We start from the raw sequence: 24,446 nt of genomic DNA on the forward strand, positions 1-24,446 counted from the left end.
CGGGCCCGACACCCCCGGAGGCCCTGTCCCAAGGGGTCAGACCCCCCGCGTACCGGGGCGTTCATCACCCCGGTACGACCCTCGCGAGCCCCCGGACGCGACTCCCCGCCAACGATCGCTTCGCGCCAAGTTGCCTTGTCGACAATCCACCGGTTGGAGAACTTGTCACGCCGGCGCCACGGGACGCAGTAGATTCGATCATGGGTACCGAAGACTGGGGTCTCGTGCAAAACCGAGGGGAAACGTGCAGGAGCGACACGACCAGGGAGACGCGAACACCGAGGGGGGCTTAGCGTCATGAGCCAGGACTCCACCGCAGCGGAGGCCGGACGGAAACTGTCCGGGCGCCGCCGTCGCGAAGTCGTCGCGGTGCTGCTGTTCAGCGGCGGCCCCATCTTCGAGAGCTCCATCCCGCTCTCCGTGTTCGGCATCGACCGGCAGGACGCCGGAGTGCCACGTTACCGGCTGCTCGTCTGCGCCGGCGAGGAAGGACCGCTGCGGACCACCGGCGGCCTCGAACTCACCGCGCCGTACGGCCTGGAGGCCATCGGCCGGGCGGGCACCGTCGTCGTCCCGGCCTGGCGGTCGATCACCTCGCCGCCGCCGCCGGAGGCGCTCGAAGCGCTGCGCCGCGCACACGAGGAGGGGGCCAGGATCGTCGGGCTGTGCACCGGGGCGTTCGTCCTGGCCGCGGCCGGACTGCTCGACGGCCGCCCGGCGACCACGCACTGGATGTACGCGCCGACGCTCGCCAAGCGCTATCCGTCGGTCCACGTGGACCCGCGGGAGCTCTTCGTCGACGACGGGGACGTGCTGACCTCCGCCGGCACCGCGGCCGGAATCGATCTGTGTCTGCACATCGTGCGGACCGACCACGGCACGGAGGCCGCGGGCGCCCTGGCGCGCCGGCTGGTCGTCCCGCCGCGGCGCAGCGGCGGTCAGGAGCGCTACCTCGACAGGTCTTTACCCGAGGAGATCGGCGCCGACCCGCTGGCCGAGGTCGTCGCCTGGGCGCTCGAACACCTCCACGAGCAGTTCGACGTGGAGACGCTCGCGGCGCGCGCGTACATGTCGCGGCGGACCTTCGACCGCCGGTTCCGCTCCCTCACGGGCTCGGCCCCGCTCCAGTGGCTGATCACCCAGCGGGTGCTCCAGGCGCAGCGGCTTCTCGAGACCTCCGACTACTCGGTCGACGAGGTGGCGGGCAGGTGCGGCTTCCGCTCGCCGGTGGCCCTGCGCGGTCACTTCCGGCGCCAGCTCGGCTCCTCGCCGGCGGCCTACCGGGCGGCCTACCGCGCCCGGCGTCCGCAGGGCGAGGCCGGCACGACGGTGCTCGACCCGGTCGTGCCCGCCCAGCTCGGGGCCGGCGTGCGGCGGCCGGGCCCGCCGCTGGAGCCGGGGAAGCCGCAGTCCGACGCCTACGCGTCCGGACGGCCCTCCCTGCCGGGCCAGCGCAGCGCGCCGTGACCGGGGCGCCGTGACCGAGAGACCCGCGGCCACAAGCCGCGCACCGCAGGACCGACGGGCGTCCGGGGACACCTCCCCCGGGCGCCCGTCGGGCTGCCGGGCCGGGTCCGCTCCCCCGCGCACCCCCTAAGGTGGACGCATGAACGACCGCATGGTGTGGATCGACTGCGAGATGACCGGGCTCTCGCTGACGGACGACGCACTCATCGAGGTGGCCGCGCTGGTCACCGACTCGGAACTGAACGTGCTCGGCGACGGCGTGGACATCGTGATCCGCCCGCCGGACGCCGCCCTGGAGACCATGCCGGAGATCGTGCGCCAGATGCACACGGCCTCGGGGCTGCTCGACGAGCTGGCGGACGGCACCACGCTCGCCGACGCCGAGGCCCAGGTCCTCGCCTACGTGCGCGAACACGTCAAGGAGCCCGGCAAGGCGCCGCTGTGCGGGAACTCGGTCTCCACCGACCGCGGCTTCCTCGCCCGCGACATGCCCGCCCTGGAGGGCCACCTGCACTACCGGATCGTCGATGTCTCCTCGGTCAAGGAGCTGGCCCGCCGCTGGTACCCGAGGGCGTACTTCAACAGTCCGGAGAAGAACGGCAACCACCGGGCGCTCGCCGACATCCGCGAGTCCATCGCCGAACTGCGCTACTACCGCGAGGCGGTCTTCGTCCCGCAGCCCGGCCCCGACTCGGAGACCGCGAAGCGGATCGCCGCGCGCCACGTCCTGTCCTCGGAGTGACGCCGGAACGACCGCCCGCTCGCGCCCTCGAACGCCCCTCCGGGAAACGTGGGCGCGAGCACCCTCCCGGACCCTGTAGACTTCTTCTCGGCCGGTCGGGGAAACCTTCGGGAAAACCGCCGGTCATGGTGGGTATAGCTCAGATGGTAGAGCACCTGGTTGTGGTCCAGGATGTCGCGGGTTCGAGTCCCGTTACTCACCCTGTGTGACGAAGGCCCCGGTTCGAAAGAACCGGGGCCTTCGTCGTTCCCGTACGGGAAAGGGGGGCGCGCCCCGGTCGAGGGGGGGAGAACGACCGGGGCGCGCGATGTGGGGGGCGCAGTGGTTCTTCGGGGGGGGCTACCGGTAGGCGGCGAAGGCCTTCGTGAAGGCCAGCGGCTGCTGGAGGATCGAGGAGCAGGTGGCGTCGGCGCGGTTCACGGCGCCGTCCGGGCACTGCTTGTCACGGGTCGAGGACCACATCGAGAGCCAGCCCAGCCCCTTGGACCTCGCGAAGTCGACGAGCTGGGTGGCGTCGTCGACCTTGAAGACCTCGGTGGTGACGTCGTTGACGCCGATCATCGGGGTGACGGCGACCGCCTTCCAGGCCGCCGCGTCGGAGAGCCCGAGGACGCCCTTGACCTGGGCCTGGGTCGCGGTCGCGGCCTGGATCGCGTACGTGCCCATGTCGGCGCTGTACGCCGGGCCGTAGTCCATCGCCATGATGTTGACGGCGTCGACGCGGACCCCGTTCCGCTTGGCGTCCGCGAGCAGGTCCACGCCCGGCTGGGTCAGGCCCTCGGGCATGACCGGCAGGGTGAAGGAGACGTTCAGGCCCGGGTGGGCCTTCTGGAGCTGGGCGATCGCCTGCGCGCGTCGGGTGTTGGCGGCGGTGTCCGGCAGGGCCGCGCCCTCGACGTCGAAGTCGACCTTGGTCAGCCCGTACTGGTCGACGACCTTGCCGTACGCGGCGGCGAGCGCGGCGGCCGAGGAGCAGTTCAGGGCCAGCTCGTGTCCCGCGGCGCCGCCGAAGGAGACGCGGACGTCGCCGCCCTTGGCGCGCAGGGCACCGATCTGGGCGGCGACCCTGTCGTTCGCCAGGTCGGTGACCCCGCCCCACAGCGGGGCGCAGGCACCGCCGGAGGTGATGAAGGCGAGGTTGAACTCCTTCACGCCGGTGGCGTCCGCGGTCGCGAGCAGGTCGTACGCCGGGTAGAGCGAGGTGTCGACGTACGGGGCGAACTTCGCGCCGGTGACGGGCGCCGGCGTGGAGGTCGTCGGGGTGGGCGTCGGAGCCGGGGTCTGCGTCCGCGTGGGGGTCGGCGCGGGGGCCGTGGTGGCGGTCGCGGTCGGGGTCGGCTCGGCCGTCGCCGTCGCCGTCGCCGTGGGGGTGGCGGTGGCGGTGGGCTGGTCGGTGGGGCGGCCGCTGGGGGTGGGGGCGGGGCCGCCGGCCGAGCAGGACGCCTTGTTGATCAGGCAGTTCGCGGGGTCGCCCGCCTCTCCCGCGGCGGAGGTGACGAAGCCGACGGTGACGGACCGGCCGGGGTCCAGCTGCCGGTTCCAGCTCGCGGGCCTCACGGTGACGTGCCGGCCGGAGACGGTGTGCTCGCCGTTCCAGAGGGAGCCGATGGTGGTGCCGGCCGGGAGGTCGAACTCCAGGGTCCAGTCGGACTGCGCGGCGGACGTCTCGTTGGTGACGACGTACTGGCCGGTGTAGCCGCCGGTCCAGGAGCTGGTCCGGGTGTAGGCGGCGCCGACGGAGGCGGCCTGGGCGGTGCCGGTGAGCGCGAAGGCCGCGCCGCCGGCGACGGCCGCCGTGACGACCGCCGCGACGGCCTTGGTCCTCGTGCTCGCCCTGCGCCGGTGCGATCGGGTGCCCATGGCGTGCCTGCCTCTGCGTGCGGAAGTGGGGGTGCGGCAGCACGCTAGCGAGCGGAGAACGGACAAAGCGGGGATCGGGGGCGGAGGCGGGAATCCTTAGGGTCCGCTTAAGGCGGCCATCGGAACCAGCAAAGGTTCGGCGCCGAGCCCCGGACGCGGACCGGGGTTCGCTCCCGGGAGCCTCGGGGACCTCCCGGAGTTCGTTCCCGGGAACCCCGGGGACCTCTCTGAGTTCGTTCCCGGGAACCCCGGGAATCTCCCGGAGTTCGTTCCCGGAAGCCCCGGGGACCTCCCGGAACTCGTCTCCGAGGTCTTGGACCCATCCCGGAACCCACCCCCGGGCCCCGGAGGCGCCCCGGCCCCCCGGGCGCCCCTCCCCCGGAACTCAGCCCTCCCGTGCCCGGCGCGTCCCCGTCCCCCCGCGCCGGCGGCGGGCCGGGCGGTGGCTCCGGCGGCCGCTCCCTCCGGGTGCGCCGGCCGGGCCGCCCGCGCCGGCGCGTCCGCCGAGGCCGATCCAGACGCGGACCTCCGTGCCGCCGAGGACCGAGCGGCCGATGCGGACGTCGCCGCCGGTGCCCTCCGCCACGCGCCGCACGATGTCGAGGCCGAGGCCCGTGGAGCCGTCCCGGCCGCCGCTGTTGCCCCGGGCCAGCGCGGCGGCCGGGTCGGCGATGCCGGCGCCCGCGTCGGAGACCAGGACGATAACGGCGTCGTCGCCGTTGTGGACGTCGATGGAGAAGGCCGTGCCCTCCGGGGTGTGGCGGAAGACGTTGCCGAGGAGGGCGTCGAGCGCGGCGACGAGTTCGGGCCGGGCGACCGGGATGCGGACCGGGCGCTCGACGCCCGCGACCCGCACCCGGCGCCCCTCGTCCTCGGCGAGCGCCGACCAGAAGTCCATCCGCTCGCGCACCACTTCGGCGGCGTCGCAGCCCGCGCCGGGTCCGGTCGCCTGGGTCTGCGGCTTCGCCTCCCGGGCCGTGCGGATGATGATGTCGACCTCGCGCTCCAGCTGTTCGACGGCCGCGCGGGTCTGCTCGGCGGCCGGTCCCGAGCCGAGCGAGGCCGCGTTGAGCCGCAGGACGGTGAGCGGGGTGCGCAGCCGGTGGGAGAGGTCGGCGGCCAGCTCCCGCTCGTTGGCCAGGAGTTGGACGACCTGGTCGGCCATCGAGTTGAAGGCGACGGCGGCGGACTTGAGTTCCGGCGGCCCCTCCTCGGGGACCCGGGCGCCGAGCCGCCCCTCGCCCAGGTCGTGGGCGGCGCCCGCGAGCCGCTGGGCGGGCTGGACCATGCGGACGCCGAGTCGGTCGGCGACGGCGACGGAGCCGACGATCAGGGCGGCGCCGACCCCGGCGAGGACCAGCCAGGCGGTGCCGACGCCGTTGGACACGTCGCCCTCGGGGACGAAGAGTTCGACGACCGCGACCCGGCCGCTGCTGAGCGCGGTGGGCTGGAGCAGGGCGAAGCCGCCGGGGACCTCCGTGATCGAGGCCCGGCCGAGCTCCCGGGTGGCCGTGAGCTCCTTCTCCCCCGCCCGGCGGGTGCCGATCTCCAGGGGCGCGCCGCCCGGCGCCTCGGCGGGGACGTGGACGGCGAGCCGGCCGGCGGCCCCGTCCTCGGTGGTGGCGACGGCCTTGTCGAGTTCGTCGCGGTCGGTGGTGATGGCGAGGACGGGGGCGAGTCCGGCGGCCCGCCGTTCGGCGTTGGAGATGGCCCGGTCGCGGGCCATCTCCTTGACGACGAGCCCGAGGGGGACGGCGAAGGCGACCACGACCATGGCGGTGACGGCCAGGCACACCTTGACGAGCGCCCACCTCACGGCCGCGGCTCCGCGGGCGGCTCCAGCTTCACGCCCACCCCGCGCAGGGTGTGCAGATAGCGGGGCCGGGCGGCCGTCTCGCCCAGTTTCCGCCGCAGCCACGACAGGTGGACGTCGATGGTCTGGTCGTCGCCGTAGGACTGCTGCCAGACCTCGGCGAGCAGTTCCTTGCGCGGGACGACCACGCCGGGCCGCCCCGCGAGGAAGGCGAGCAGGTCGAACTCGCGCCGGGTCAGGTCCAGGGGCGTGCCGTCCAGTTCCGCCTGGCGGCGCAGCGGGTCGACGGTGAGCCCGCCGACCCGGATGACCCGGGAGGGCGGTGCCTCACCGGCGCCGGACCGGGCGCGGCGCAGGACGGCGGCCATCCGGGCGGAGAGGTGGTCGACCGAGAAGGGCTTCACGAGGTAGTCGTCGGCCCCCGCGTGGAGGAGCCGTACGATCTCGGCCTCGTCGTCCCGGGCGGTCGCGATGATCACCGGCACGTCGGTGATGCCGCGCAGCATCTTGAGCGCCTCGGACCCGTCCAGATCCGGCAGTCCGAGGTCGAGGATGACCACGTCGAAACGGAAATGGGCGACCTCGCGCAGCGCCTCCAGTGCCGTGCCTACGCTCCGTACGGTGTGGGACGCCTCGGAGAGCTGCCGGATGAGGGCGGAGCGCACGAACTGGTCGTCCTCGACCACGAGCACACTTGCCATGGGCGGCACCGTACGCCATGCGGACGGATCATCGGACAATGTCCACCCTCCGATCCGGAACGGCCGGAGGTGGTGCACTATGGGCCGGTGCGAAGAGGACTGGTCCACGCCCTTGCCTGGTCACTCGCCACCGGCGCGGCGGTCACCCTGTCCTGGTGGGGAGTGCACACGGTGCTGTCCGGAACCGTGTACGACCCGCCGCGCGCGCTGCCCGTGCCGCTCTGGGCCGCGGACGGGACGCACGATCCCGACGGGCGTCCGCTGACCTCCTCGACCCGGTATCCCGGCCCGGACGGGCCGTCCGCGTCCACCGCGCCGGAGACCGGACCGGGCGGCGGTCCGACGCCCTCGGCCACCCCGTCCGACACCCCCTCCGGCACCCCCTCCGGCACTCCGTCGCGGCGGCCGAGCCCGACGGCGGAGACCCCGGCGGCCCCGCCGCCGAAGACCGGTTCGGGCGGAGGTTCCGGGCCGGAGTCCGGCTCCGGCACGAACGTGAAGAGCTACGCCGTGGACGGCGGCCGGGTCGCCTTCGACCTCGGGGGGACCTCGGCCGAACTGGTCTCCGCGACGCCCGCCCCGGGCTGGCAGATGCAGGTGTGGAAGCAGACGACCTGGATCCGGGTGACCTTCACCCGGGACGGCCGCGAGCTGTCGGTCTTCTGCGTGTGGCACGACACCGCGCCCCGCGTGGAGATCGAGGACCGGGCGGTCTGACGGACTGTCCGGCTGTCCCCGGCTGTCCGGCTGTCCGGATTCCTGGCGGAGGTTCCTAGCGGAAGACGGAGGCCGGCGGGGCCGGTGAGGGCTTGGCGCTCGCGTCGGTGACCGGGGCCGCTCCCCCGGCGAAGTCGGCGAGCGCCCGCCCGTGTTCGACCCGGCCCGGGTGCGGGTCGGTGGCGACCCTGCGGGTGAGTTCGGCGACCGGGAGCTCCCGGTCGGAGGCGAGCAGGACCGCGTTGCCGAAGCGGCAGCCGCGCAGCACGGTCGGGTCGGCGGTCAGGGCCAGTTCGGGGAAGACGGCGGCGGCCGTGGCGATCTGGCCGCGCAGATGGGCCAGCGGCGGGCCGTCGGCGAGGTTCGCCGCGTAGAGGCCGCCGGGCCGCAGCGCCCTCCGCACCTCGGCGAGGAACTCGGCGCTGGTCAGATGGGCGGGGGTACGGGCTCCGCCGAACACGTCCGCGATGATCAGGTCCGCCCAGCCGTCCTGGACCTTGGCGAGGCCGGCGCGGGCGTCGGTGGAGCGGACCCGGACGCGGGCGCCGGGGTCGAGCGGCAGCTCCCGGCGGACGAACTGGACCAGGCGCCCGTCGAGCTCCACGACCTGCTGCGTGGAGCGGGGCCGGGTCGCGGCGACGTACCGGGCGAGGGTGAGGGCGCCGCCGCCGAGGTGCACGGCCTGGAGCGGGCGGTTCGGCGGGGCGGCGAGGTCCACGACGTGGCCGAGGCGCCGCTGGTACTCGAAGGAGAGGTGGGTCGGGTCGTCCAGGTCGACGTGCGACTGCGGGGCGCCGTCGACGAGCAGCGTCCAGGCGCGCGGGCGCTCCCGGTCGGGTACGAGTTCGGCGAGGCCGCCGTCGACGGTCTCGGAGACGGGGGCTGCCGCCGCCGCCCGGTCACGCTGCTTGTTCCTGGCCATCCGTCCATTATCGGACGATCGGACCGTGACCGGCGTGCCCGGGGCCGCCGGACCGGGCCCGGGGCTCAGCGGCAGCCGTCGGCGGCCTCGATGAGCCGGGCCGCTTCGCCGAGCGCCTCGCGCAGGACGGCGGGGTCGGTGACCGGGTCGGTGTCGCCGGGGGGCAGCAGCCAGCCGGCCGGGCGGGGGGCGCCGCCGGCCGGTTCGGGCAGCTCCGGCAGCTCGGGGAGGCGGAGGCCCCGCCCCGAGGTGCGCGTACAGGCGCTGCCCGGCACGTCCCAGGCGGCGGCGGTGCCGGGCGGGACCAGGAAGCCGAGGGTGTCGCAGGTGCCGTCGTGCACCACCGGGCCGACGGCGGGGGCGCCGGTGCGGCGCAGGATGTCGACGGCCTCCAGGCCCTGGCGGACCGGCACGGTGACCAGGTCCCAGGCCCCGGCGGCGGACTCGGCCCCGGCGGTGCCCGGGGCGGGCACGGGCCGGGCGGCCGACTGTGAACCGATCTCCGACATGGGACCCCTCCTCGCTCCATGAGGAGACACGTTCCGTCTCTCCTTACGGTTCAACGCCCGTGCGCGTCAACGGCTACGGCGGTTTCCCGCCGCAAAGGATGGCAGTTCATGGCAGATCGCAGGCGAGATATCCGATTTGTAGCCAAACTCTGCGTAGGCATTCGGTTACAGCGGGTACGTTTCTGCCGCCGGACCACCCGGCAGCACCAGGAGAGGGCTCGGCCATGGCGATGTCACGGGCAGTTCCCAACCTCGCCTTCCGCAGGCTCCGAGGACAGCAGTCGCCGGCGGAGTTCGCCGCGGCCGTCCGCCGGGCGGCGCGGGAGATCGGCGAACAGGTCGCGTGCGACGCCCGCTACATCGGACGCGTGGAGGCGGGCGAGATCCGCTGCCCCAACTACGCGTACGAGCGGGTCTTCCTGCACATGTTCCCCGGACTCGGCCTCTCCGACCTGGGGTTCTCCGCGCGGGAGACGGTGCGCGGCCGGCGGCAGACCGTCCCGGCCGGGGCGTCGCCCCCCGCCGCCTCCACGACCCGGAACGATGAGGAGAGCGACGTGCTGCGTCGCGCATTCATGACGAGCGGCTCCGCCACCCTGGCGGCCGCCTCGCTGGGACTCGGCGGCCCCGCCGTCGCGATCCCCAGCCCCCGCGGGACCCACCGGATCGGCGAGACCGAGGTGCGGGCCGTCGAGGACGCCGTGCGGCGGATCCGGCTGCTCGACGACCGGCACGGCGCCGACGGCCTCTACAAGGTGGCCGCCCAGCCGCTCCGCACCGCGTACGCGCTGCTCGACGCCGGCACCACGGTCCGCCGCTCCACCGAGGACCGGCTGCACGCGGGCGCGGGCGAACTCTCCCTCTCCGTCGGCTGGCTGGCCCACGACTCGGGCCGGCACGAGGACGCACGCTCGCACTACGCGGAGGCCCTGGCCACCGCGCGGGTGGCGGGAAGCTCCGGGAACGCGGCCCTGGAGGCGCACGCCTTCTGCAACACCTCGTTCCTGGCCCGGGACACCGGCCGGCACCGGGAGGCGGTCAGGGCGGCGCAGGCCGGGCTGCGGGCCGCGCGGTCCCTGGACTCGGCCCGGCTGCTCTCCCTGCTCTCGCTGCGGGAGGCGTGCGCGTGGGCGGCGCTCGGCGACCGGTCCGCCTGCGAGCGGGCCCTCGGCCGCGCGCACTCCTTCTTCGACCGGGGCCCGGCCGACGGGGACCCGGAGTGGATGTCCTTCTTCGGGGAGCCGGAGCGGGAGGCGCAGGAGGCCCGGTGCTGGTCGGAGCTCGGCGACTGGGGCCGGGCCGTCCGCCACGCCCACCGGGCCGCGGTCCTGCAGAACCCGCACTTCGCCCGGAACCTCGCGCTCTACCGCGCCCAGCTCGCCCGGGACCTGGCGCACGCGGGCCGTCCGGACGAGGCGGCGGCGGAGGCGCGCCGGGTGGTGGACTCCCTCGACGGCATCGCCTCGGCCCGCATCCGCGAACTCCTCGCGGAGACGGGCCGGGTGCTGGCGGCCGTCCGCTGAGGCGGGCCTACTGCTCCAGGTGCCCGGTGTCGTTCCAGCGTTCGAGCGCCGGATCGCCGTAGGCCCAGCCCAGGACCGAGAGGCTCGTCGGGTCGAGGCGGATGCGGGCGGCGAAGGAGACGTCCTCGCCGAGCCAGCGGGCACCGATGGAGCGGAGGATGTGCCCGTGGGCGAAGACCAGGACGTCCCGGTCGGCGGAGCGGGCCCACTCCACGACCTCGTCGGCGCGGTCCGAGAGCTGCGCCAGGGTCTCGCCGCCGGGGACGCCGTCGCGCCAGATGAACCAGTCCGGCCGCCGCTCCTTGATCTGCGGCGGGGTGAGGCCCTCGTACGCCCCGTAGTCCCACTCCATCAGCGCGTCCCAGGGCTCGGCCCGGTCGCCGAAGCCGGCGAGCGCGCAGGTCTCGCTCGCCCGCACCAGGGGGCTGGTGCGCACCTCCACGCCGGGCAGGCCCTGCCAGGGGCCGCGGTGCAGGCGCTCGCCGAGCAGCTTCGCGCCGCGGCGCCCCTCCTCGAGCAGGGGGATGTCGGTCCTGCCGGTGTGGCGGCCGAGGAGCGACCACTCGGTCTGGCCGTGCCGGGCGAGCAGGATGCGCGGTGCCATGGGAAGGCTCTCCAGAGGTTCGCGGTGCGGACGTGCTCCTTCCATCATCGCCCACCTGAATTCGGGGCGACACGCGGGCAACCTCCGGGTGCCGTCCGGCGTCCCCTCCCCGGGGCCGTACGCCATACGGGAGGGGATCTTGTCCATGCGCAAGCCACGCTGGTGGGCCGAGCTGTCACTGATCGGCGTCGTGTACGCGGCCTACACCGGCGGACGGCTGCTCGTGCGGGGCGACGAGGCCTCGGCCGTCGACCACGGCCTGGCGATCCTGCGCCTGGAGGGGCTGCTCGGGATCGACGCCGAGCGACCGCTGAACCGGCTGTTCACGGACGTCCCCGCGCTCGGCGTCCCGGCGGACTTCGCGTACGCCACGCTGCACTACCTGGTCACCCCGGTGGTCCTGGTGTGGCTGTTCCGGCAGCGGTCCGCGCACTACCGGGCGGCCCGCGCCTGGCTGATGGCCTCCACCCTGCTCGGGCTCGTCGGCTTCACGCTGCTGCCGACCTGCCCGCCCCGGCTGCTCGACGCGGCGCACGGATTCACCGACACGATGGCCCACTTCAGCGCGTACGGCTGGTGGGGCGGCGAGGCGAGCGCGCCGCGCGGGCTCGGCGGGATGACCAACCAGTACGCGGCGATGCCCAGTCTGCACGTGGGGTGGGCGCTGTGGTGCGGGGTGATGCTGTGGCGGTACGGGCGGACTCCGCTCGTGAGGGCGCTCGGGGTGGCGTATCCGCTGCTCACGACGATGGTGGTGATGGGCACGGCCAACCACTACCTGCTCGACGCGGTCGCGGGGGCGGCCGTGATGGGGGCCGGGTTCCTGCTCGCCCCGCACGCGCTGCGGGCGGTCGACCGGCTGCGCGGGCGGGCGGGGACGGGGGCGGGCGCGGAGACGGGAACGGGGGAAGCCCCTCCGGTTGTCGGTGGGGGATGCGAGACTTTCGCGGGTGAGCACATCCCCGGACAGCGGTCCGTCGCGACCGCCGCAGACGACACGTCGACACCTGCTCGCTGAGCTGCGCGGACCGGGGGTCGCACCGCGTCCGCTGGACGCGCGGGCGCTCGCGGCGCTCGCCGCCAACCCCGGCTGCCGGCGGCGGGCCTTGCTCGACGGCGCCGGGGTCGACAAGTCCGCCCTCGCCGCGAAGCTCGGCTCCCCGGCCCCGTTCGGGCAGTCGCAGTTCGCGATCGTGCGGGGCAACTCCTTCGAGGCGAAGGTGAAGGCGGACGGCGGGCGCGAACTGCTGCGGCTGCTCGGGGTGGAGGAGCCCGGCGAGGTGTCCGTGCCCGACCTGTCGGCGGCCGGGCCCGAGGGCCGGGTGGCGCGCACGGCGCTCGCGCTGCGGGAGGCGACCGGGTCCGGGGGGTGGACGCTGCTCGACCATCCGCTGCTGGCCCTGGAGGTGGCGGGCTCCCCGGTCTACCTGGAGCCGGACGCGGTGGTGGTGCGTCCGGGCGGCGGGTGGACGGTGGTCGAGATCAAGTCCTTCCCGACGGTGGACGGTTCGGCGGACGCGGCGAAGGTGGGCGCGGCGGCCCGCCAGGCCGCCGTGTACGTGCTGGCGCTCGAACGGGTGGCGGCGGTCACGGAGGGCGCGCGGGTGGCGCACTCGGTGCTCCTGGTCTGCCCGAAGGACTTCTCGAACGTGCCGACGGCCTCGGTCGTCGACGTGCGCAAGCAGCGGTCGGTGACCCGGCGCCAGTTGGACCGGCTCACCCGGATCGACGAGATCGCGGACGCGCTGCCGGAGGGCGTCAGCTTCGACGTGGCGGAGCGCTCGCCGGAGGAGCTGACGGCGTCGGTGGAGTCGGTGCCCCACCAGTACGCGCCGGAGTGCCTGGCCGCCTGCGAGCTGGCCTTCCACTGCCGGTCGCGGTCGCGGGAGACGGGCGCGGTGGAGACCCTGGGCCGTTCGGTACGGGGCGAGCTGGGCGGCCTGACGACGGTCGGAGCGGTCCTGGCGGCGGCGCGCGGCGAGGCGGGCGACCCGGACGACCCGGCGGTGGCGGCCCTGCGGCGGGCCAGGGCGCTGCGCGAGGAGGCGCTGGCCTCGGCGCCCGCCCGCACCCCCCGGGAGCACGTCGCATGCCCCTGCTGACGTCCCTTTCCCGCACCGCGCCCCGGGAGGGCCTCGCATGTCGCTGATCTCCACGCTGGCCCGGATGGAGGCCGTCGAGTCGGGCCGGGCGCAGCAGCTCGCCACCGTGCGGCACCGGCGGGTGTCCGAACGGCCTCTGGTCCTGGTGCCGTTGACCACCGCCGGCGAGGCGGGCGCCCCGCTGGGCGCGCTCGTCGGCACCGACCCCGAGGAGCCCCGGCTCCTGGTGGTGCCCCAGCCCCGCGACCGGGACCTGCGGTTCGCGTTCCTCGCGGACCTGGCCGAGGAGGTCCTGCCGTACGTCGACGCGTTCGCGGACGTCGTCGAGCTGATCGAGCGCAACGAGACGGACGCCGAGACCGGCAAGAAGGTGCGGGTCGAGGTCGAACTGTGCACGGACGCACCGCAGTTGATCGTGCCGAGCCGGGCGGGCGTCGAGTACGTGCGGCTGCTCGGGCGGTCGACGCGGTTCCGGCGGACGGCCGAACAGGACCCGGAGACGCCGTTCCCGGCGCCGCCCCGGGTGCCGCTGCTCGGGCGCTGGCTGACGCACTTCGGGGAGCGGGCCCGGGTGCCCGGGTCCTCGCTGCTGCTCGCGGCGACGGACCTGCTCAACCGGCACTGGGCGACCGGCCAGTCCTCCCTGGAGGACCAGCACCTGGGCGCGCTGCTCGCCTGGATCGACCCGGAGGACGGGGTGTCCGGCCGGGAGGGCGCGCTGCGCGCCGAGGCGGGGCGGGACGAGCGGGGGCAGCTCTTCTGCCCGCCCGCCGGTCCCGCCACGGACCCGGCCTTCGACAACGGGCTGCTCGCGCCCGCGATCGAGCGGTACGACCGGGCCCGGCAGGCGTCCGGCGCGGCCGAGGACGCCGAGGCGGCCGACCGGGCCCTCGGCGAACTGCTCGCGGCCGAGCGGGAGGTGCGCCGGCTCGTCGTCTCGCAGCTGAAGCCGACGTGGGACGCGGTGTGGCGGGCGGTCGGCCTGCTGCGGGAGTTGCCGGAGGGGGCCAGGGTCGAGGACCGCTGGACCCGGGACCGCTGGTCCTTCACCGCCCACCGGGACCGGGTCGCGGCCGGCGAGCCGCCGCAGCCGCGCCGGGACGACGCGGTGACGGCGGCGCGGAAGCTCGCGGCCCGCGAGCAGGCGCAGGGGCAGCTGGAGGCGCAGGAGGCCCTGGACGACCCGCTGGTCCTGGCGGGCCGGCGGCTCGCGGGCGAGGCGTTCGCGGCGGAGGTGGTGGAGGTGGTGATGGCGTGGACGGAGTCGAAGCGGCCCGCGCCCCGGCCGCTGCTCACGGTCCGCACGGACGACCGGCCGCACCTGGACGAGCGGGTGCGGGTGTACCGCTCGCTCGACGGGAAGCCGCAGGCGGCGGAGTTCGTGCGGTACGAGGAGGACGGCTCGCTGGTGCTCCGGGTCCTGGACCGGATGGGCCGCTCGAAGGAGCCGGCGGAGGGTTCGGTGCCGGAGAAGGGCGAGCGGATCGCCTGGACGCTCTTCGAGCACGAGCAGCGGACCGGGCCGAAGCTGCCGGACCCGGAGGAGACGCCCTGGACGCACGGCGGTCCGCCCCGGGCGGACGCCGTGGAACCGCCCGACCCCGTGACCCCCGAGGACGTGCTGTGACCGTGTTCGACCCCGTGATCCCCGAGGACGTGCCGTGACCGTGTTCGACCCCTCCGCCGAGGCCGGGCGGGCGACGGCCGCCATCCTGGCGGACACCCTGCGCGGCACCGCGCGGGGCGTGGTGGTGGACTCCCCGCCGGGCGCCGGCAAGTCGACGCTCGTGGTGCGGGCCGCCCTCGAACTGGCCGCCGCCGGACGCCCCCTGATGGTGGTCGCGCAGACGAACGCGCAGGTGGACGACCTGGTGCTGCGGCTCGCCGAGAAGGAGCCGGACCTGGAGGTGGGCCGGCTGCACTCCAGCGACTCCGATCCGTACGACAAGGCGCTCGACGACCTGGAGAACGTGCGGAAGTCGGCGAAGGCGGGCGATCTGGCCGGGCTTCCGGTGGTGATCTCGACGGCCGCCAAGTGGGGGCACGTGAAGAACGTCGAGCCGTGGGCGCACGCGATCGTGGACGAGGCGTACCAGATGCGCTCGGACGCGCTGCTCGCGGTGGCGGGGCTCTTCGAGCGGGCGCTGTTCGTGGGCGACCCGGGACAGCTGGACCCGTTCTCGGTGGTGGGCGCGGAGCAGTGGGCGGGGCTGGCGTACGACCCGTCGGCGAGCGCGGTCTCGACCCTGCTCGCGCACAACCCGGAGCTGCCGCAGCACCGGCTTCCGGTGTCGTGGCGGCTGCCCGCGTCGGCGGCGCCGCTGGTGTCGGACGCGTTCTACCCGTACACGCCGTTCCGCAGCGGCACCGGGCACGGGGACCGGAGGCTGTCCTTCGGGGTGCCGTCGGACGGGTCGGGTCCGGACCGGGTCCTGGACGAGGCGGCCGCGTCGGGCTGGGGCCTGCTGGAGCTCCCGGCCCGGCACACCCCGCGCACCGACCCGGAGGCGGTGGGCGCGATCGCCCTGGTGGTGCGGCGGCTCCTGGACCGGGGCGGGGTCGCGGTCTCGGAGCGCGCGGAGGCCCCCGTGCCCCTGACGCCCGACCGGATCGCGGTCGGCACCGCCCACCGCGACCAGGCGGCGGCGGTGCGGGCGGCGCTCGCGGCCCTGGGCGTGTCGGGGGTGACGGTGGACACCGCGAACCGGCTCCAGGGGCGCGAGTACGACGTGACGGTGGTCCTCCACCCGCTGTCCGGCCGCCCGGACGCGACCGCCTTCCACCTGGAGACGGGCCGCCTGTGCGTCCTGGCCTCGCGGCACCGGCACGCGTGCGTGGTGGTGTGCCGGGCGGGCGTGGCGGACCTCCTCGACGAACACCCGTCGACGGAGCCGGTCCAGCTGGGCGTGGCGGTCTCGTTCCCCGACGGCTGGGAGGCGAACCACGCGGTCCTCTCCCACCTGGAGGAGCACCGGGTGACCTGGGCGCCGTGACCCCGGGGCACGACCGGCGGTCCCGGCTCCGGGTCGCCGGGCGGGGCCGGGGGCGTGCGGTTCGGAGTTCGCGCTCTTGCGGGGCGCGGGACAATGGAGGGCGGCCCGGGGTTCCGGGCCGTGTCCGTGTGCGGTCGGGTCCGGGTGCGGGCACGCCCGTGCGAGATCTGTGCGAAGAAGGAGAACGGCGATGGCGGAATCCGCGGAGCGGGGCGGGCAGCGGCGGCTTCGGCCGGCGCCGCTGATCTTCGAGCCTGCCGAGGCGTCCGCCGATCCGGAGCACTTCTTCGACCTGGAGTCGCTGGAGGACCCGCGGGAGCTGCTGTCCCGGGCGACGGAGCTGACGCTCGCGTTCCGGGCGGCGACGGACCGGGCGATCGAGTTCCAGGCGATCGCGGCGGCGCAGCTGGCCGATCCGCGCCGGTTCGACCGGCTGACGGTGGCCGACGTCGCCGAGCGGGCCCAGTGGACCGAGGACTACGCCCGCAAGATGATCGAGTTCGGCCGCGACCTCATCCGGGCGGGCGGGCGGCCGGCGGAGGACTGAGCCGGGGGGCCGGCCTCCCGCACGGCGCGGGGGGCGCGCGATCGTCGTTCTGGAGCGCGGGGGCGCGATACGGGGGCGCGCGTGGCCGGAGCCGTACGGGGTGACTGAAAAACCACCCCTGGCATATGCCGAGGGCGCACGATACTCCTCCGCCGCCCCTCCTGTCCGGGATTCCGAGAACTCTCGGAAACCGTCTCGTCACTCCCGGTACATCTGGACGCATGACGACGTGGCTGCGCGACGAGACCCCGCACGACATCTTCCGGTTCCTCCGGGAGGGCGACGAGGGGCGGCACCAGGCCGCCCGGGTGACCGCCGACGGGGCCTCCTGGCTGGCCTCGGCCGCCGGCGGGCGGGGGACCGCGCTCGCCCGCTGGGAGTCCCGGCCGACCTCGCCCGCCGCGCTGCCCTGCGGGACGGTCTTCGACGTCGTCAACGTGGACCTGGTCTTCGGGCGCCGGATGCTGGACCAGCTGTGGACGCAGGGCCCGGGGTCGGGTCCGGTCGCGGTCCACCGGGGCCGGATGATGCTGTTCGCCGCGCCCGGCACGGCCCAGCGGCTCCCCGCCCTGCTCGACTGGGAGGTGGGGGTCCCCCCCGAACGAAGTTCTCGGAGGAGGGGCGACGAGGTGCCCCGGCCGCTCTGCCACGGCCTCGGGGACGCGGTGACCGTGCCGCCGCTCGCCCCCTCCGACTCCGCCGGGCCCCGCTGGCTGGTGGCCCCCGACACCCGGCACCCGTGGCTGCCCGGCCCCGAGGTCGTCCTCTGGGCCTGTGTGCGGGCCGTCCGGGCGGCTTCCGCCACCGACGTGCGGGTATCGATTTTTCCTCCCGCCGATCCGGGTGCTAATGTCTACGACGTCAGCAGGCGCCGCTAGCTCAGTTGGTTAGAGCAGCTGACTCTTAATCAGCGGGTCCGGGGTTCGAGTCCCTGGCGGCGCACCGACGGAAGAGGCCCCTCGCGGAAGCGGGGGGCCTCTTCGTGTGCCGGGACGGTCGCGTCCCGCGCCGGATCCCGGGCGTCAGTCCCGGCCCGTCGGGGTGATCCTGACCGTCCAGACGTCCGACCCCGACCGGTCCATGACCTCGATCCGGACCCCGGACCCGGGGACGGTGAGGGTCTCGCCCTCCTCCAGCGGGGCGTCCGCGAGCGGCGGGTAGACCGAGCGCTCCCAGCAGGCCTCGGTGCGCGGGTGCGCGTCCACGACCTCGACCGGGCCGTCCCCGGAGGCCGTGGTGCCCCGCACCCGGTAGACGAGCACGCCCTCCGTGCAGGTCTCGGTGTTGTTCCCGGCGTCGCTCCTGGCCTCGATCGCGAGGACGTCGTCGGGCCCGGTGCGGACGACCGCGAGCCGGGTGCCGAGCGCGCCGCCGTCCCCGGCCGGGGCGTCGGTCGGCTCCAGGCCGACCACCCGGGGCTCCGAGCCCTGGACGCAGGTCACCTGCGTCCGGGAGAGCCAGCCGAGCTTCCACTTGTGCCAGCCGAAGAGGTCCGGCGAGAGTCCGAACTGGCTGCCCATGACGTCCCAGTCGCCCACGTGGGTGTCCCAGTCGCCCTTGCCGTCCTCCGGCCGGTGGTAGAGGTCCGGCAGGTCGAAGACGTGGCCGGTCTCGTGGGCCAGGACGTTGCGGTCGGGCGGGTGGCGCTCGAAGACCGTGACGACCCGCCGGATCTCGGTGCCGTCGACCTCCAGCGGGCGGTCCAGGTTGACGACCTTGGTCGCGTCGGAGTCCACGCCCGGCGCGTCCGGGTCCGCGACCAGGTAGACGACGTCGTACCGCGAGAAGTCCACGTCCGCGTCGGCGGCGGCGACCGCGTCGCGGAGGTACTCGGTCCGCTTCCCGGCGTCCCAGTCCCGCCGTATGGCGTACGCGCCCGACTCCTTCGGCATCGGGGTCCACGTCGTGCGGGCGTGCGGGGTCAGGGTGAAGCGGCCGTAGGAGGCGCGCTCGAAGAAGTCGGCGGTGCCGGGGAAGTGGTCGGCGGCGAGCTCGGCCGGGGTGGTGAGCGGCTCGGAGTCCGGGAAGGACAGGAAGACCATGACCGCGTCGAGGTCCCGGTCCGGGCGCGGGTAGGAGCCGTTCCAGGTGTCGAGCCCGAGCGAGTGGTGGGCCTGGGTGCGGGGCAGGGCGCAGGGGTTCGCGGCGGGCACGCCGACGGCGGGGCCCGCGACGAGCCCGGTGGCGGCCAGGGCGGCGAGCGAGGTGAAGGCGGCCGCGCCGGCGCGCAGCCGCGGGCGCCGCTCCCCTCCTCCGGGTGGCTGCTGACCCCTCACGTCGACCTCCGGATCACGAATGCGGGACACCTCACCCACCTTGTGATGATTTGCTTAATTTCGCACGTTTCCACTGCCCCGGTCGGGTGAGTGCGCGTCACCGTGTCGACGCGACACGGACACGATTCAGCTCACGGAAAGTCACATTCGATCGCCCCTCCGACGACCCGTGTCAGAGCCGGGCAGAAACGATCGGGCAGGGTGGTCCGGTGGGGATCCTCACAGCTCCGGACGGCCTCCGGAGGCCCCCCGGAGCTGGAACGGCCGCCCGGCCTGGCCCTATGATCGGCTCACTCTTCCTCGGCCGACCGTCCCGTCCCCGTACGACCGGCCCGACTGCACTACGGGAGCGAGCGGTGAGCGGAACCCCCGAAGGACCGGTGCACCAGGACCCGGCGGAGACACGCACGGCCGAGCCCGCCCTCACGGAGCGTGACGCCGGACGACGGGAGGCCGAACTCCGCGACTACCGCGCCGCCTTCCGGGTCGCCCGGCTCGCCATGGCCCTCGTCGACCGGGACGGCGTGGTCGTCGCGGCCAACGACTCCCTCGGCGCCCTCCTCGGCACCGAGCCCGGAACGCTCCGCGAGCAGGCCGCCGCCGACCTCGTCGACCTCGCCTCCGACGGGCGCACCTGGCACGCGTACCGCGAGGTGCTGCGGGGCCGCCGCTCCCGCTTCCGCTGCACCCGCCGCCTCAAGCACCCCGACGGGCGCTCGATGTGGGCCGAGGTCACCGTCGCCCCCGTGCCCGGCGGCCGGCGGGTCCTGCTGTCGATCGCGGACATCAGCGACCGGCGCGAGCTCCAGGCCCGCCTGCGCCACCTCCAGATGCACGACCCGGTGACCCGGCTGCCCAACCGCGCCCTCTTCTTCGAGCGCCTCTCGGCCGCCCTGGACGCCGACCGGCAGGAGGACGGGGCGCGGCCCGGGTCGTACGCGCCGCACCGGCCCTACGCGTCGTACGAATCGCACGGGTATGGCAGAACAGGGCGGATCGGTCTCTGCTACATCGACCTCGACGGCTTCAAGGCGGTCAACGACACCCTCGGCCACCGGGTCGGCGACCGGCTCCTGGCCGCCGTCGCCGGGCGGCTGACCGAGTGCGCGGACAGCGACGGCTACACCCGCAGCGGCGGCCACCTGGTGGCGCGGCTCGGCGGGGACGAGTTCGCGATCCTGGTCGAGGACTCCACCGGGACGGAACAGGTGGCCGACCTGGCCCGCTCGGTGCTCGACGCGCTCCAGGAACCCTTCGACCTGGCCGGGCAGCGGCTCTCGGTCTCCGCCTCCATCGGCGTGGTCGAGCGCTCCGGCCGGGGGACGACGGCGACCGCCCTGATGCAGGCCGCCGACACCACGCTGTACTGGGCGAAGGCGGACGGCAAGGCCCGCTGGACCCTCTTCGATCCCGAGCGCAACGCCCACCGGATGACCCGGCAGGCGCTCTCCTCCACCCTGCGGCCGGCCGTGGCGGGCGGGGAGTTCGCCCTGGAGTACCAGCCGCTCGTGGACCTGTCCGACGGGGCCGTGCGCGGGGTGGAGGCGCTGGTGCGCTGGCACCACCCGCAGTTCGGGCCGCTCGCGCCGAATCGGTTCATCGGGATCGCCGAGGAGGACGGCTCCATCGTGGAGCTGGGCCGCTGGATCCTGCGCACCGCCTGCCACCAGGCCCGGCAGTGGCAGAAGGACCATCCGCGCGAGCGCCCGCTCTTCGTGAGCGTGAACGTGGCGGTGCGCCAGGTCTGGGACTCCGACCTGGTCGCGGACGTGGCCGGGATCCTCGCGGAGACCGGGCTCGCCCCGCACCTGCTCCAGCTGGAGCTGACCGAGTCCGCGGTGATGGGCTCGGCGGGCCGTCCGCTCCAGGCGCTCCAGGCGCTGAGCGACATGGGGGTGCGGATCGCGATCGACGACTTCGGCACCGGCTACTCGAACCTCGCCTATCTGAGCCGGCTGCCGGTCTCCGTGCTCAAGCTGGACGGCTCCTTCGTGCGCGGCTTCCAGGACGAGGAGCACGCCAACCCGGCCGACGAGCTGATCGTCGAGGCGCTCGTCCAGCTCGCGCACCGGCTCGGGCTCACGGTCACCGCCGAGTGCGTCGAGACCGCCGGGCAGGCCAGCCGGCTGCGGCGGATCGGCTGCGACACGGGGCAGGGCTGGCTGTACTCGCGGGCGGTGGCCCCGGACCGGATCGCGGAGCTGATCGGCGCGGAGCCGCTGCCGGCCTGAGCGGCGCTCCGGCCCCGTACGGCCGCGCCCGGTCCCGTACGGGCCGTGCCCGGGAACCGTACGGCAGCGCCCGGGACCGTACGCGCCCGCGTGCGTGCGCGAAACCGCCCCCGCCCATGGGAACTGCCCCCGGCCGGAGGGACATTCCGGGCGGGGGCAGTGGTCATGAGGGGTTCGGCGGGTCAGGCGTTCAGCAGGCGCCGAGGTCCTGCCAGACGCCCCACTCACCGGTGGTGCCGGGGGCCTCGTTCTGGGTCCACCACTTGGCCTTGTACTTGCGGCCGTTGTGGGAGACCTCGTTGCCGGAGTTGTAGACCGTGCCGGCCACGTAGGCCGGGACCGAGCCGCAGCCGGTGGCCGGCGGGGTGGTCGGCGGCGTGGTGGGCGGGGTGGTCGGCGGCGTCGTGGGAGGCGTCGTCGGCGGGGTGGTCGGCGGCGTGGTGGTGGCGCCGAGCGCGGTGTTGATCTGGGTCAGCAGCGTGGCGTTGTTGTCCAGGCCGAGCAGGGAGTACATCATCGCGCCGGCCAGGCCGCGCTGCTTGCCGTAGTCCACCCGGGCCTGGATGGACTTCTGGTTGAGGCCGGTGAAGAACTCGCCGTCCTTGTAGAAGTACGAGGACTTCGACTGGTCGTCCCAGAAGGTGGTCGACGGGTTGTCGACGATGCCGCCGAGCTCCTTGTAGTGCGCGATGCCGGCCTGCTGGCTGAGCGGGCGGGCGCCGGAGCCGCCGGTGGCGGTCTGCGCGAGGCCGTTGGTGGTCCCGGCCGGGACGCCCTTCCAGCCGCGGTAGTAGAACTCGTAGCCCAGGGTCAGCTTGTTGGCGGGGAAGCCGCCCGCGATGCCGTAGGTCGGGTTGCCGTCGATCCAGGAGTCGATGGCCGCGTCGACGCTGTACTTCTCGGTGCCCGGCGCGATCACGTCGGTCGGGTCGTTCGGGGAGGGGTACAGCGGGGACTGGTGGTACGTCGGCCCGTCGCCGTCCCAGGCGCCGTGCATGTCGTACGTCATGATGTTCGCGTAGTCGAGGTACGCGCCGATCTTGTCCGTCTCGATGTACTTGATCTTGTCCTGGCCGGCCGGGAGGGCGGCGGTCAGGAGGTACTTCTTGCCGCCGTTGGCCGCGCCGTACTCGTCGAGCTGCTTGCGGAACTCGGCGAGCAGGAGGGTGAAGTTCTGCTTGTCCTCGGGGCCGTAGTGGTTGCCGAGGTGGCCGCCGGAGGAGCCGGGGTACTCCCAGTCGACGTCGATGCCGTCGAAGATGCCGGCCGCCGTGCCCGGACCGCCGTAGCCGCCCTCGACCGGCAGGTTGCCCTTGAGGTACTGGTCGATGCAGGAGGAGACGAGCTTCTTGCGGCTCGCGTCCGTCTTCGCCGCGTCGTGGAAGTACTTGGAGTAGGTCCAGCCGCCCAGCGAGATGTTGATCTTCAGGTGGGGGTACTTCGCCTTCAGCTCCTTGAACTGGTTGAAGACGCCCACGATCGGCTGGTCCCACTTGTCGGCGACGCCGTCGACGCTGTCCGCCGCGCTGAAGGACTTCTGGTAGTCGGCGTACGAGTCGCCCGCGCCGTCACCCGCGTTGGGGTTGTTGTCGTCCCCCGCGGCCTTGTTGGCCTGGAAACAGGTGAGGTTGGTGGGGTGGATGTTGCCGAACGAGTAGTTGATGACGTCCAGCTGGCTCGCGATGCCCCGGGTGTCGAGGTGCTTGGGGTAGAACGCGTTGCCGTAGACGCTCCACTGGTCGTAGTACGCGATGCGCACGTTGCCGGCGGAAGCGGTGGTCGAGGTGGGGGCCGCCTGGGCGGAGCCGAGTCCGGCGGTCGCCGCGAGCGCGCCGGCGGCGAGGGCCGAGCTCAGGAGCGCGGCGATCAATGACTTACGGGGGTGCACGTGCGGCCTCCGGATGGGGGTACTGGGTGGTGCCGTACAGGAGCTGGAGCAGTGATAACCGGCGCGTGAACGGTGAGTCAATGGTCTGAACCAGATTGAGGACTAGACCAATTGGCGGGAGAAAGCCCTTGTCAGAGGCGTGCAGCACAAAACGGAACCGCCCGCCACCATCGGTGACGAGCGGTTTAAGGTTCCTTTAGGGAAGGCCCGGGGTTCGTTCGACGCTGAACCAACCGGCCTCGGAAATCCGGGTTCCGCCCGACGGCCTCCGGTCCGGAACGGGAGGGCGGGACGAACGGACGGCCCGGACTACTCGGAGAGTTCGGGCATTTCGTACGCGTCCGCGATGAGCTCGTAGCTCCGCAGCCGCGCCTCCCCGCCGTGCGCGTTGGCCGTGATCATCAGCTCGTCGGCGCCCGTCCGCTTCCGCAGGTCGTCCAGGCCCGTGCGGACCTCGTCCGGGGTGCCGTGCACGACGTTCGCGAGCCAGCCGTCCACGAACTCCCGCTCGGCCGGGCCGAAGGCGTACGCCTCCGCCTCCTCCGGCGTCGGCACCAGACCGGGCCGTCCGGTGCGCAGCCGCAGCATGGCGAGCGCCCCGGAGAGGACCTGCCGGCGGGCCTGCGCCGCCTCGTCGGCGGCCAGCGCCGAGACCCCGATCAGGGCGTACGGGGCGTCGAGCGCCTCCGAGGGGCGGAAGGAGTCCCGGTAGAGGTCGAGCGCCGGGATCGTGTTCCGGGCCGAGAAGTGGTGGGCGAAGGCGAAGGGCAGCCCGAGCACGCCGGCGAGCCGGGCGCTGAAGCCGGAGGAGCCGAGCAGCCAGATCGGCGGGCGCCCCTTCGGCCCCTGCACCGGGCCGGGCACGGCGTGGATGCGGGCGTACGGGTGCCCGTCCGGGAAGTCGTCGTCCAGGAACCGGGTCAGCTCCGCGAGCTGCTCGGGAAAGTCGTCGGCGCCCTCGTTCAGCCGGTCGGTGCGGCGCAGGGCGGCGGCCGTGGCGCCGTCGGTGCCGGGGGCGCGGCCGAGGCCGAGGTCGACCCGGCCCGGGGCGAGGGCCTCCAGGGTGCCGAACTGCTCGGCGACGACGAGCGGGGCGTGGTTGGGCAGCATGACGCCGCCCGAACCGAGCCGGACGCGCCGGGTGTGGGCGGCGAGGTGGGCGAGGATGACCGCCGGGGAGGAGGAGGCGACCCCGGGCATGGAGTGGTGCTCGGCCACCCAGTGCCGGTGGAAGCCGCGCCGCTCGGCCAGCCGGGACAGCTCGACGCTGGTGGCGAGGGCCTGGGACGCGGTCCGCCCGCTGCCGACGGTCACCAGGTCCAGTACGGACAGCGGTACGGGCGCGGTGCCCCGTGCCTCTCCTCGAATGGTGTCGGTCACCGTCGGGACCCTCCTCGGCAGACGTGCGGATGCATGGGAGCGAGAACAGGAGGGGGTCTCCGTTTATTCCGTGGCCCTTCCACGCATTCCGCCACGCATCCTCCGCGCGCCTTTTCACGACGCCTCCGCGCACTCCCGCACGCCCTTTCGCGGCGCCTCCGCGCACTCCGG

20 protein-coding genes and 2 tRNA genes are annotated in these 24,446 nt (G+C 74.3%); 13 read left to right on the top strand and 9 right to left on the bottom strand.

Annotation, left to right across the window (positions count from 1 at the left end):
- The first annotated feature begins 297 nt into the window (after positions 1 to 297).
- From ACIQKA_RS21560 to ACIQKA_RS21570, 3 genes are all read left to right on the top strand, one after another.
- Positions 298 to 1,467: a helix-turn-helix domain-containing protein gene (locus tag ACIQKA_RS21560; protein WP_383149535.1), complete on the top strand. Its 1,170-nt coding sequence runs from the start codon at positions 298 to 300 to the stop codon at positions 1,465 to 1,467.
- 139 nt (positions 1,468 to 1,606) lie between these two features.
- Positions 1,607 to 2,209, top strand: a complete 603-nt coding sequence (gene orn / locus ACIQKA_RS21565; RefSeq protein ID WP_383149534.1) for an oligoribonuclease — start codon at positions 1,607 to 1,609, stop codon at positions 2,207 to 2,209.
- Positions 2,210 to 2,337: 128 nt separating this feature from the next.
- Positions 2,338 to 2,410, top strand: a tRNA-His gene (locus ACIQKA_RS21570).
- 138 nt (positions 2,411 to 2,548) lie between these two features.
- Here ACIQKA_RS21570 and ACIQKA_RS21575 read toward each other — a convergent pair.
- The 3 genes from ACIQKA_RS21575 to ACIQKA_RS21585 form a co-directional block, all read right to left on the bottom strand.
- Positions 2,549 to 4,069 (bottom strand): cellulose binding domain-containing protein, encoded by a 1,521-nt coding sequence (locus tag ACIQKA_RS21575; protein WP_402541986.1) that lies wholly within the window; start codon positions 4,067 to 4,069, stop codon positions 2,549 to 2,551.
- Between the two features lie 385 nt (positions 4,070 to 4,454).
- Positions 4,455 to 5,885 (bottom strand): ATP-binding protein, encoded by a 1,431-nt coding sequence (locus ACIQKA_RS21580; protein WP_383155199.1) that lies wholly within the window; start codon positions 5,883 to 5,885, stop codon positions 4,455 to 4,457.
- A complete protein-coding gene (locus ACIQKA_RS21585) occupies positions 5,882 to 6,583 on the bottom strand; it encodes a response regulator transcription factor (protein ID WP_383155201.1) in 702 nt (233 codons plus the stop codon). Before ACIQKA_RS21585 ends, ACIQKA_RS21580 begins: the two co-directional genes overlap by 4 nt.
- Before the next feature lie 87 nt (positions 6,584 to 6,670).
- Here ACIQKA_RS21585 and ACIQKA_RS21590 point away from each other — a divergent pair, with 87 nt between their 5' ends.
- Positions 6,671 to 7,300 carry a hypothetical protein gene (locus ACIQKA_RS21590; protein ID WP_402541988.1) on the top strand — a complete coding sequence of 210 codons (630 nt, stop codon included), beginning with the start codon at positions 6,671 to 6,673 and terminating at the stop codon, positions 7,298 to 7,300.
- A gap of 55 nt (positions 7,301 to 7,355) precedes the next feature.
- On the opposite strand, the gene ACIQKA_RS21595 is transcribed toward ACIQKA_RS21590, so the two are convergent.
- The gene (locus ACIQKA_RS21595) at positions 7,356 to 8,222 is read right to left on the bottom strand and encodes a spermidine synthase (RefSeq protein ID WP_402541989.1); all 867 of its coding nucleotides are present in this window, start codon (positions 8,220 to 8,222) and stop codon (positions 7,356 to 7,358) included.
- A 65-nt stretch (positions 8,223 to 8,287) separates the two neighbouring features.
- Positions 8,288 to 8,731, bottom strand: coding sequence for a hypothetical protein (locus ACIQKA_RS21600; RefSeq protein ID WP_390105477.1), 444 nt, complete (start codon positions 8,729 to 8,731; stop codon positions 8,288 to 8,290).
- Between the two features lie 224 nt (positions 8,732 to 8,955).
- On the opposite strand from ACIQKA_RS21600, the gene ACIQKA_RS21605 reads away from it, so the two are divergent.
- A complete protein-coding gene (locus ACIQKA_RS21605) occupies positions 8,956 to 10,254 on the top strand; it encodes a tetratricopeptide repeat protein (RefSeq protein WP_383428958.1) in 1,299 nt (432 codons plus the stop codon).
- Positions 10,255 to 10,261: 7 nt separating this feature from the next.
- On the opposite strand, the gene ACIQKA_RS21610 is transcribed toward ACIQKA_RS21605, so the two are convergent.
- The gene (locus tag ACIQKA_RS21610) at positions 10,262 to 10,858 is read right to left on the bottom strand and encodes a histidine phosphatase family protein (protein WP_351972099.1); all 597 of its coding nucleotides are present in this window, start codon (positions 10,856 to 10,858) and stop codon (positions 10,262 to 10,264) included.
- A 145-nt stretch (positions 10,859 to 11,003) separates the two neighbouring features.
- Between ACIQKA_RS21610 and ACIQKA_RS21615 the strand changes: the two genes are divergently transcribed.
- The 7 genes from ACIQKA_RS21615 (at position 11,004) to ACIQKA_RS21645 (ending at position 17,442) form a co-directional block, all read left to right on the top strand.
- Positions 11,004 to 11,876 (top strand): phosphatase PAP2 family protein, encoded by an 873-nt coding sequence (locus tag ACIQKA_RS21615; protein ID WP_402541990.1) that lies wholly within the window; start codon positions 11,004 to 11,006, stop codon positions 11,874 to 11,876.
- The gene (locus ACIQKA_RS21620) at positions 11,809 to 12,960 is read left to right on the top strand and encodes a hypothetical protein (RefSeq protein ID WP_383155218.1); all 1,152 of its coding nucleotides are present in this window, start codon (positions 11,809 to 11,811) and stop codon (positions 12,958 to 12,960) included. Before ACIQKA_RS21615 ends, ACIQKA_RS21620 begins: the two co-directional genes overlap by 68 nt.
- A 37-nt stretch (positions 12,961 to 12,997) precedes the next feature.
- Positions 12,998 to 14,587, top strand: coding sequence for a hypothetical protein (locus ACIQKA_RS21625; RefSeq protein WP_383428959.1), 1,590 nt, complete (start codon positions 12,998 to 13,000; stop codon positions 14,585 to 14,587).
- Between the two features lie 34 nt (positions 14,588 to 14,621).
- Entirely contained in the window at positions 14,622 to 15,953 is a 1,332-nt protein-coding gene (locus ACIQKA_RS21630; RefSeq protein WP_383155224.1) for an AAA domain-containing protein, read from the top strand.
- Positions 15,954 to 16,143: 190 nt separating this feature from the next.
- Complete coding sequence (locus ACIQKA_RS21635; protein ID WP_376231506.1) at positions 16,144 to 16,500, top strand: hypothetical protein; 357 nt, start codon at positions 16,144 to 16,146, stop codon at positions 16,498 to 16,500.
- Positions 16,501 to 16,721: 221 nt separating this feature from the next.
- On the top strand, positions 16,722 to 17,378 hold the full coding sequence (locus ACIQKA_RS21640) for a hypothetical protein (protein ID WP_402541994.1): 657 nt from the start codon (positions 16,722 to 16,724) through the stop codon (positions 17,376 to 17,378).
- A tRNA-Lys gene (locus tag ACIQKA_RS21645) sits at positions 17,369 to 17,442 on the top strand. Before ACIQKA_RS21640 ends, ACIQKA_RS21645 begins: the two co-directional genes overlap by 10 nt.
- An 80-nt stretch (positions 17,443 to 17,522) precedes the next feature.
- Here ACIQKA_RS21645 and ACIQKA_RS21650 read toward each other — a convergent pair.
- Positions 17,523 to 18,806: a M6 family metalloprotease domain-containing protein gene (locus ACIQKA_RS21650; protein WP_383155231.1), complete on the bottom strand. Its 1,284-nt coding sequence runs from the start codon at positions 18,804 to 18,806 to the stop codon at positions 17,523 to 17,525.
- A gap of 326 nt (positions 18,807 to 19,132) precedes the next feature.
- Between ACIQKA_RS21650 and ACIQKA_RS21655 the strand changes: the two genes are divergently transcribed.
- Complete coding sequence (locus tag ACIQKA_RS21655; RefSeq protein ID WP_391092639.1) at positions 19,133 to 21,007, top strand: EAL domain-containing protein; 1,875 nt, start codon at positions 19,133 to 19,135, stop codon at positions 21,005 to 21,007.
- A gap of 190 nt (positions 21,008 to 21,197) precedes the next feature.
- On the opposite strand, the gene ACIQKA_RS21660 is transcribed toward ACIQKA_RS21655, so the two are convergent.
- Positions 21,198 to 22,895 carry a glycosyl hydrolase family 18 protein gene (locus ACIQKA_RS21660; RefSeq protein WP_383428968.1) on the bottom strand — a complete coding sequence of 566 codons (1,698 nt, stop codon included), beginning with the start codon at positions 22,893 to 22,895 and terminating at the stop codon, positions 21,198 to 21,200.
- 309 nt (positions 22,896 to 23,204) lie between these two features.
- Complete coding sequence (locus ACIQKA_RS21665) at positions 23,205 to 24,275, bottom strand: LLM class flavin-dependent oxidoreductase (protein WP_383155237.1); 1,071 nt, start codon at positions 24,273 to 24,275, stop codon at positions 23,205 to 23,207.
- Positions 24,276 to 24,446: the final 171 nt, after the last annotated feature.

Origin of the sequence: Streptomyces sp. NPDC092045 (genome assembly GCF_044756005.1) — a bacterium.
Taxonomy (GTDB): domain Bacteria; phylum Actinomycetota; class Actinomycetes; order Streptomycetales; family Streptomycetaceae; genus Streptomyces.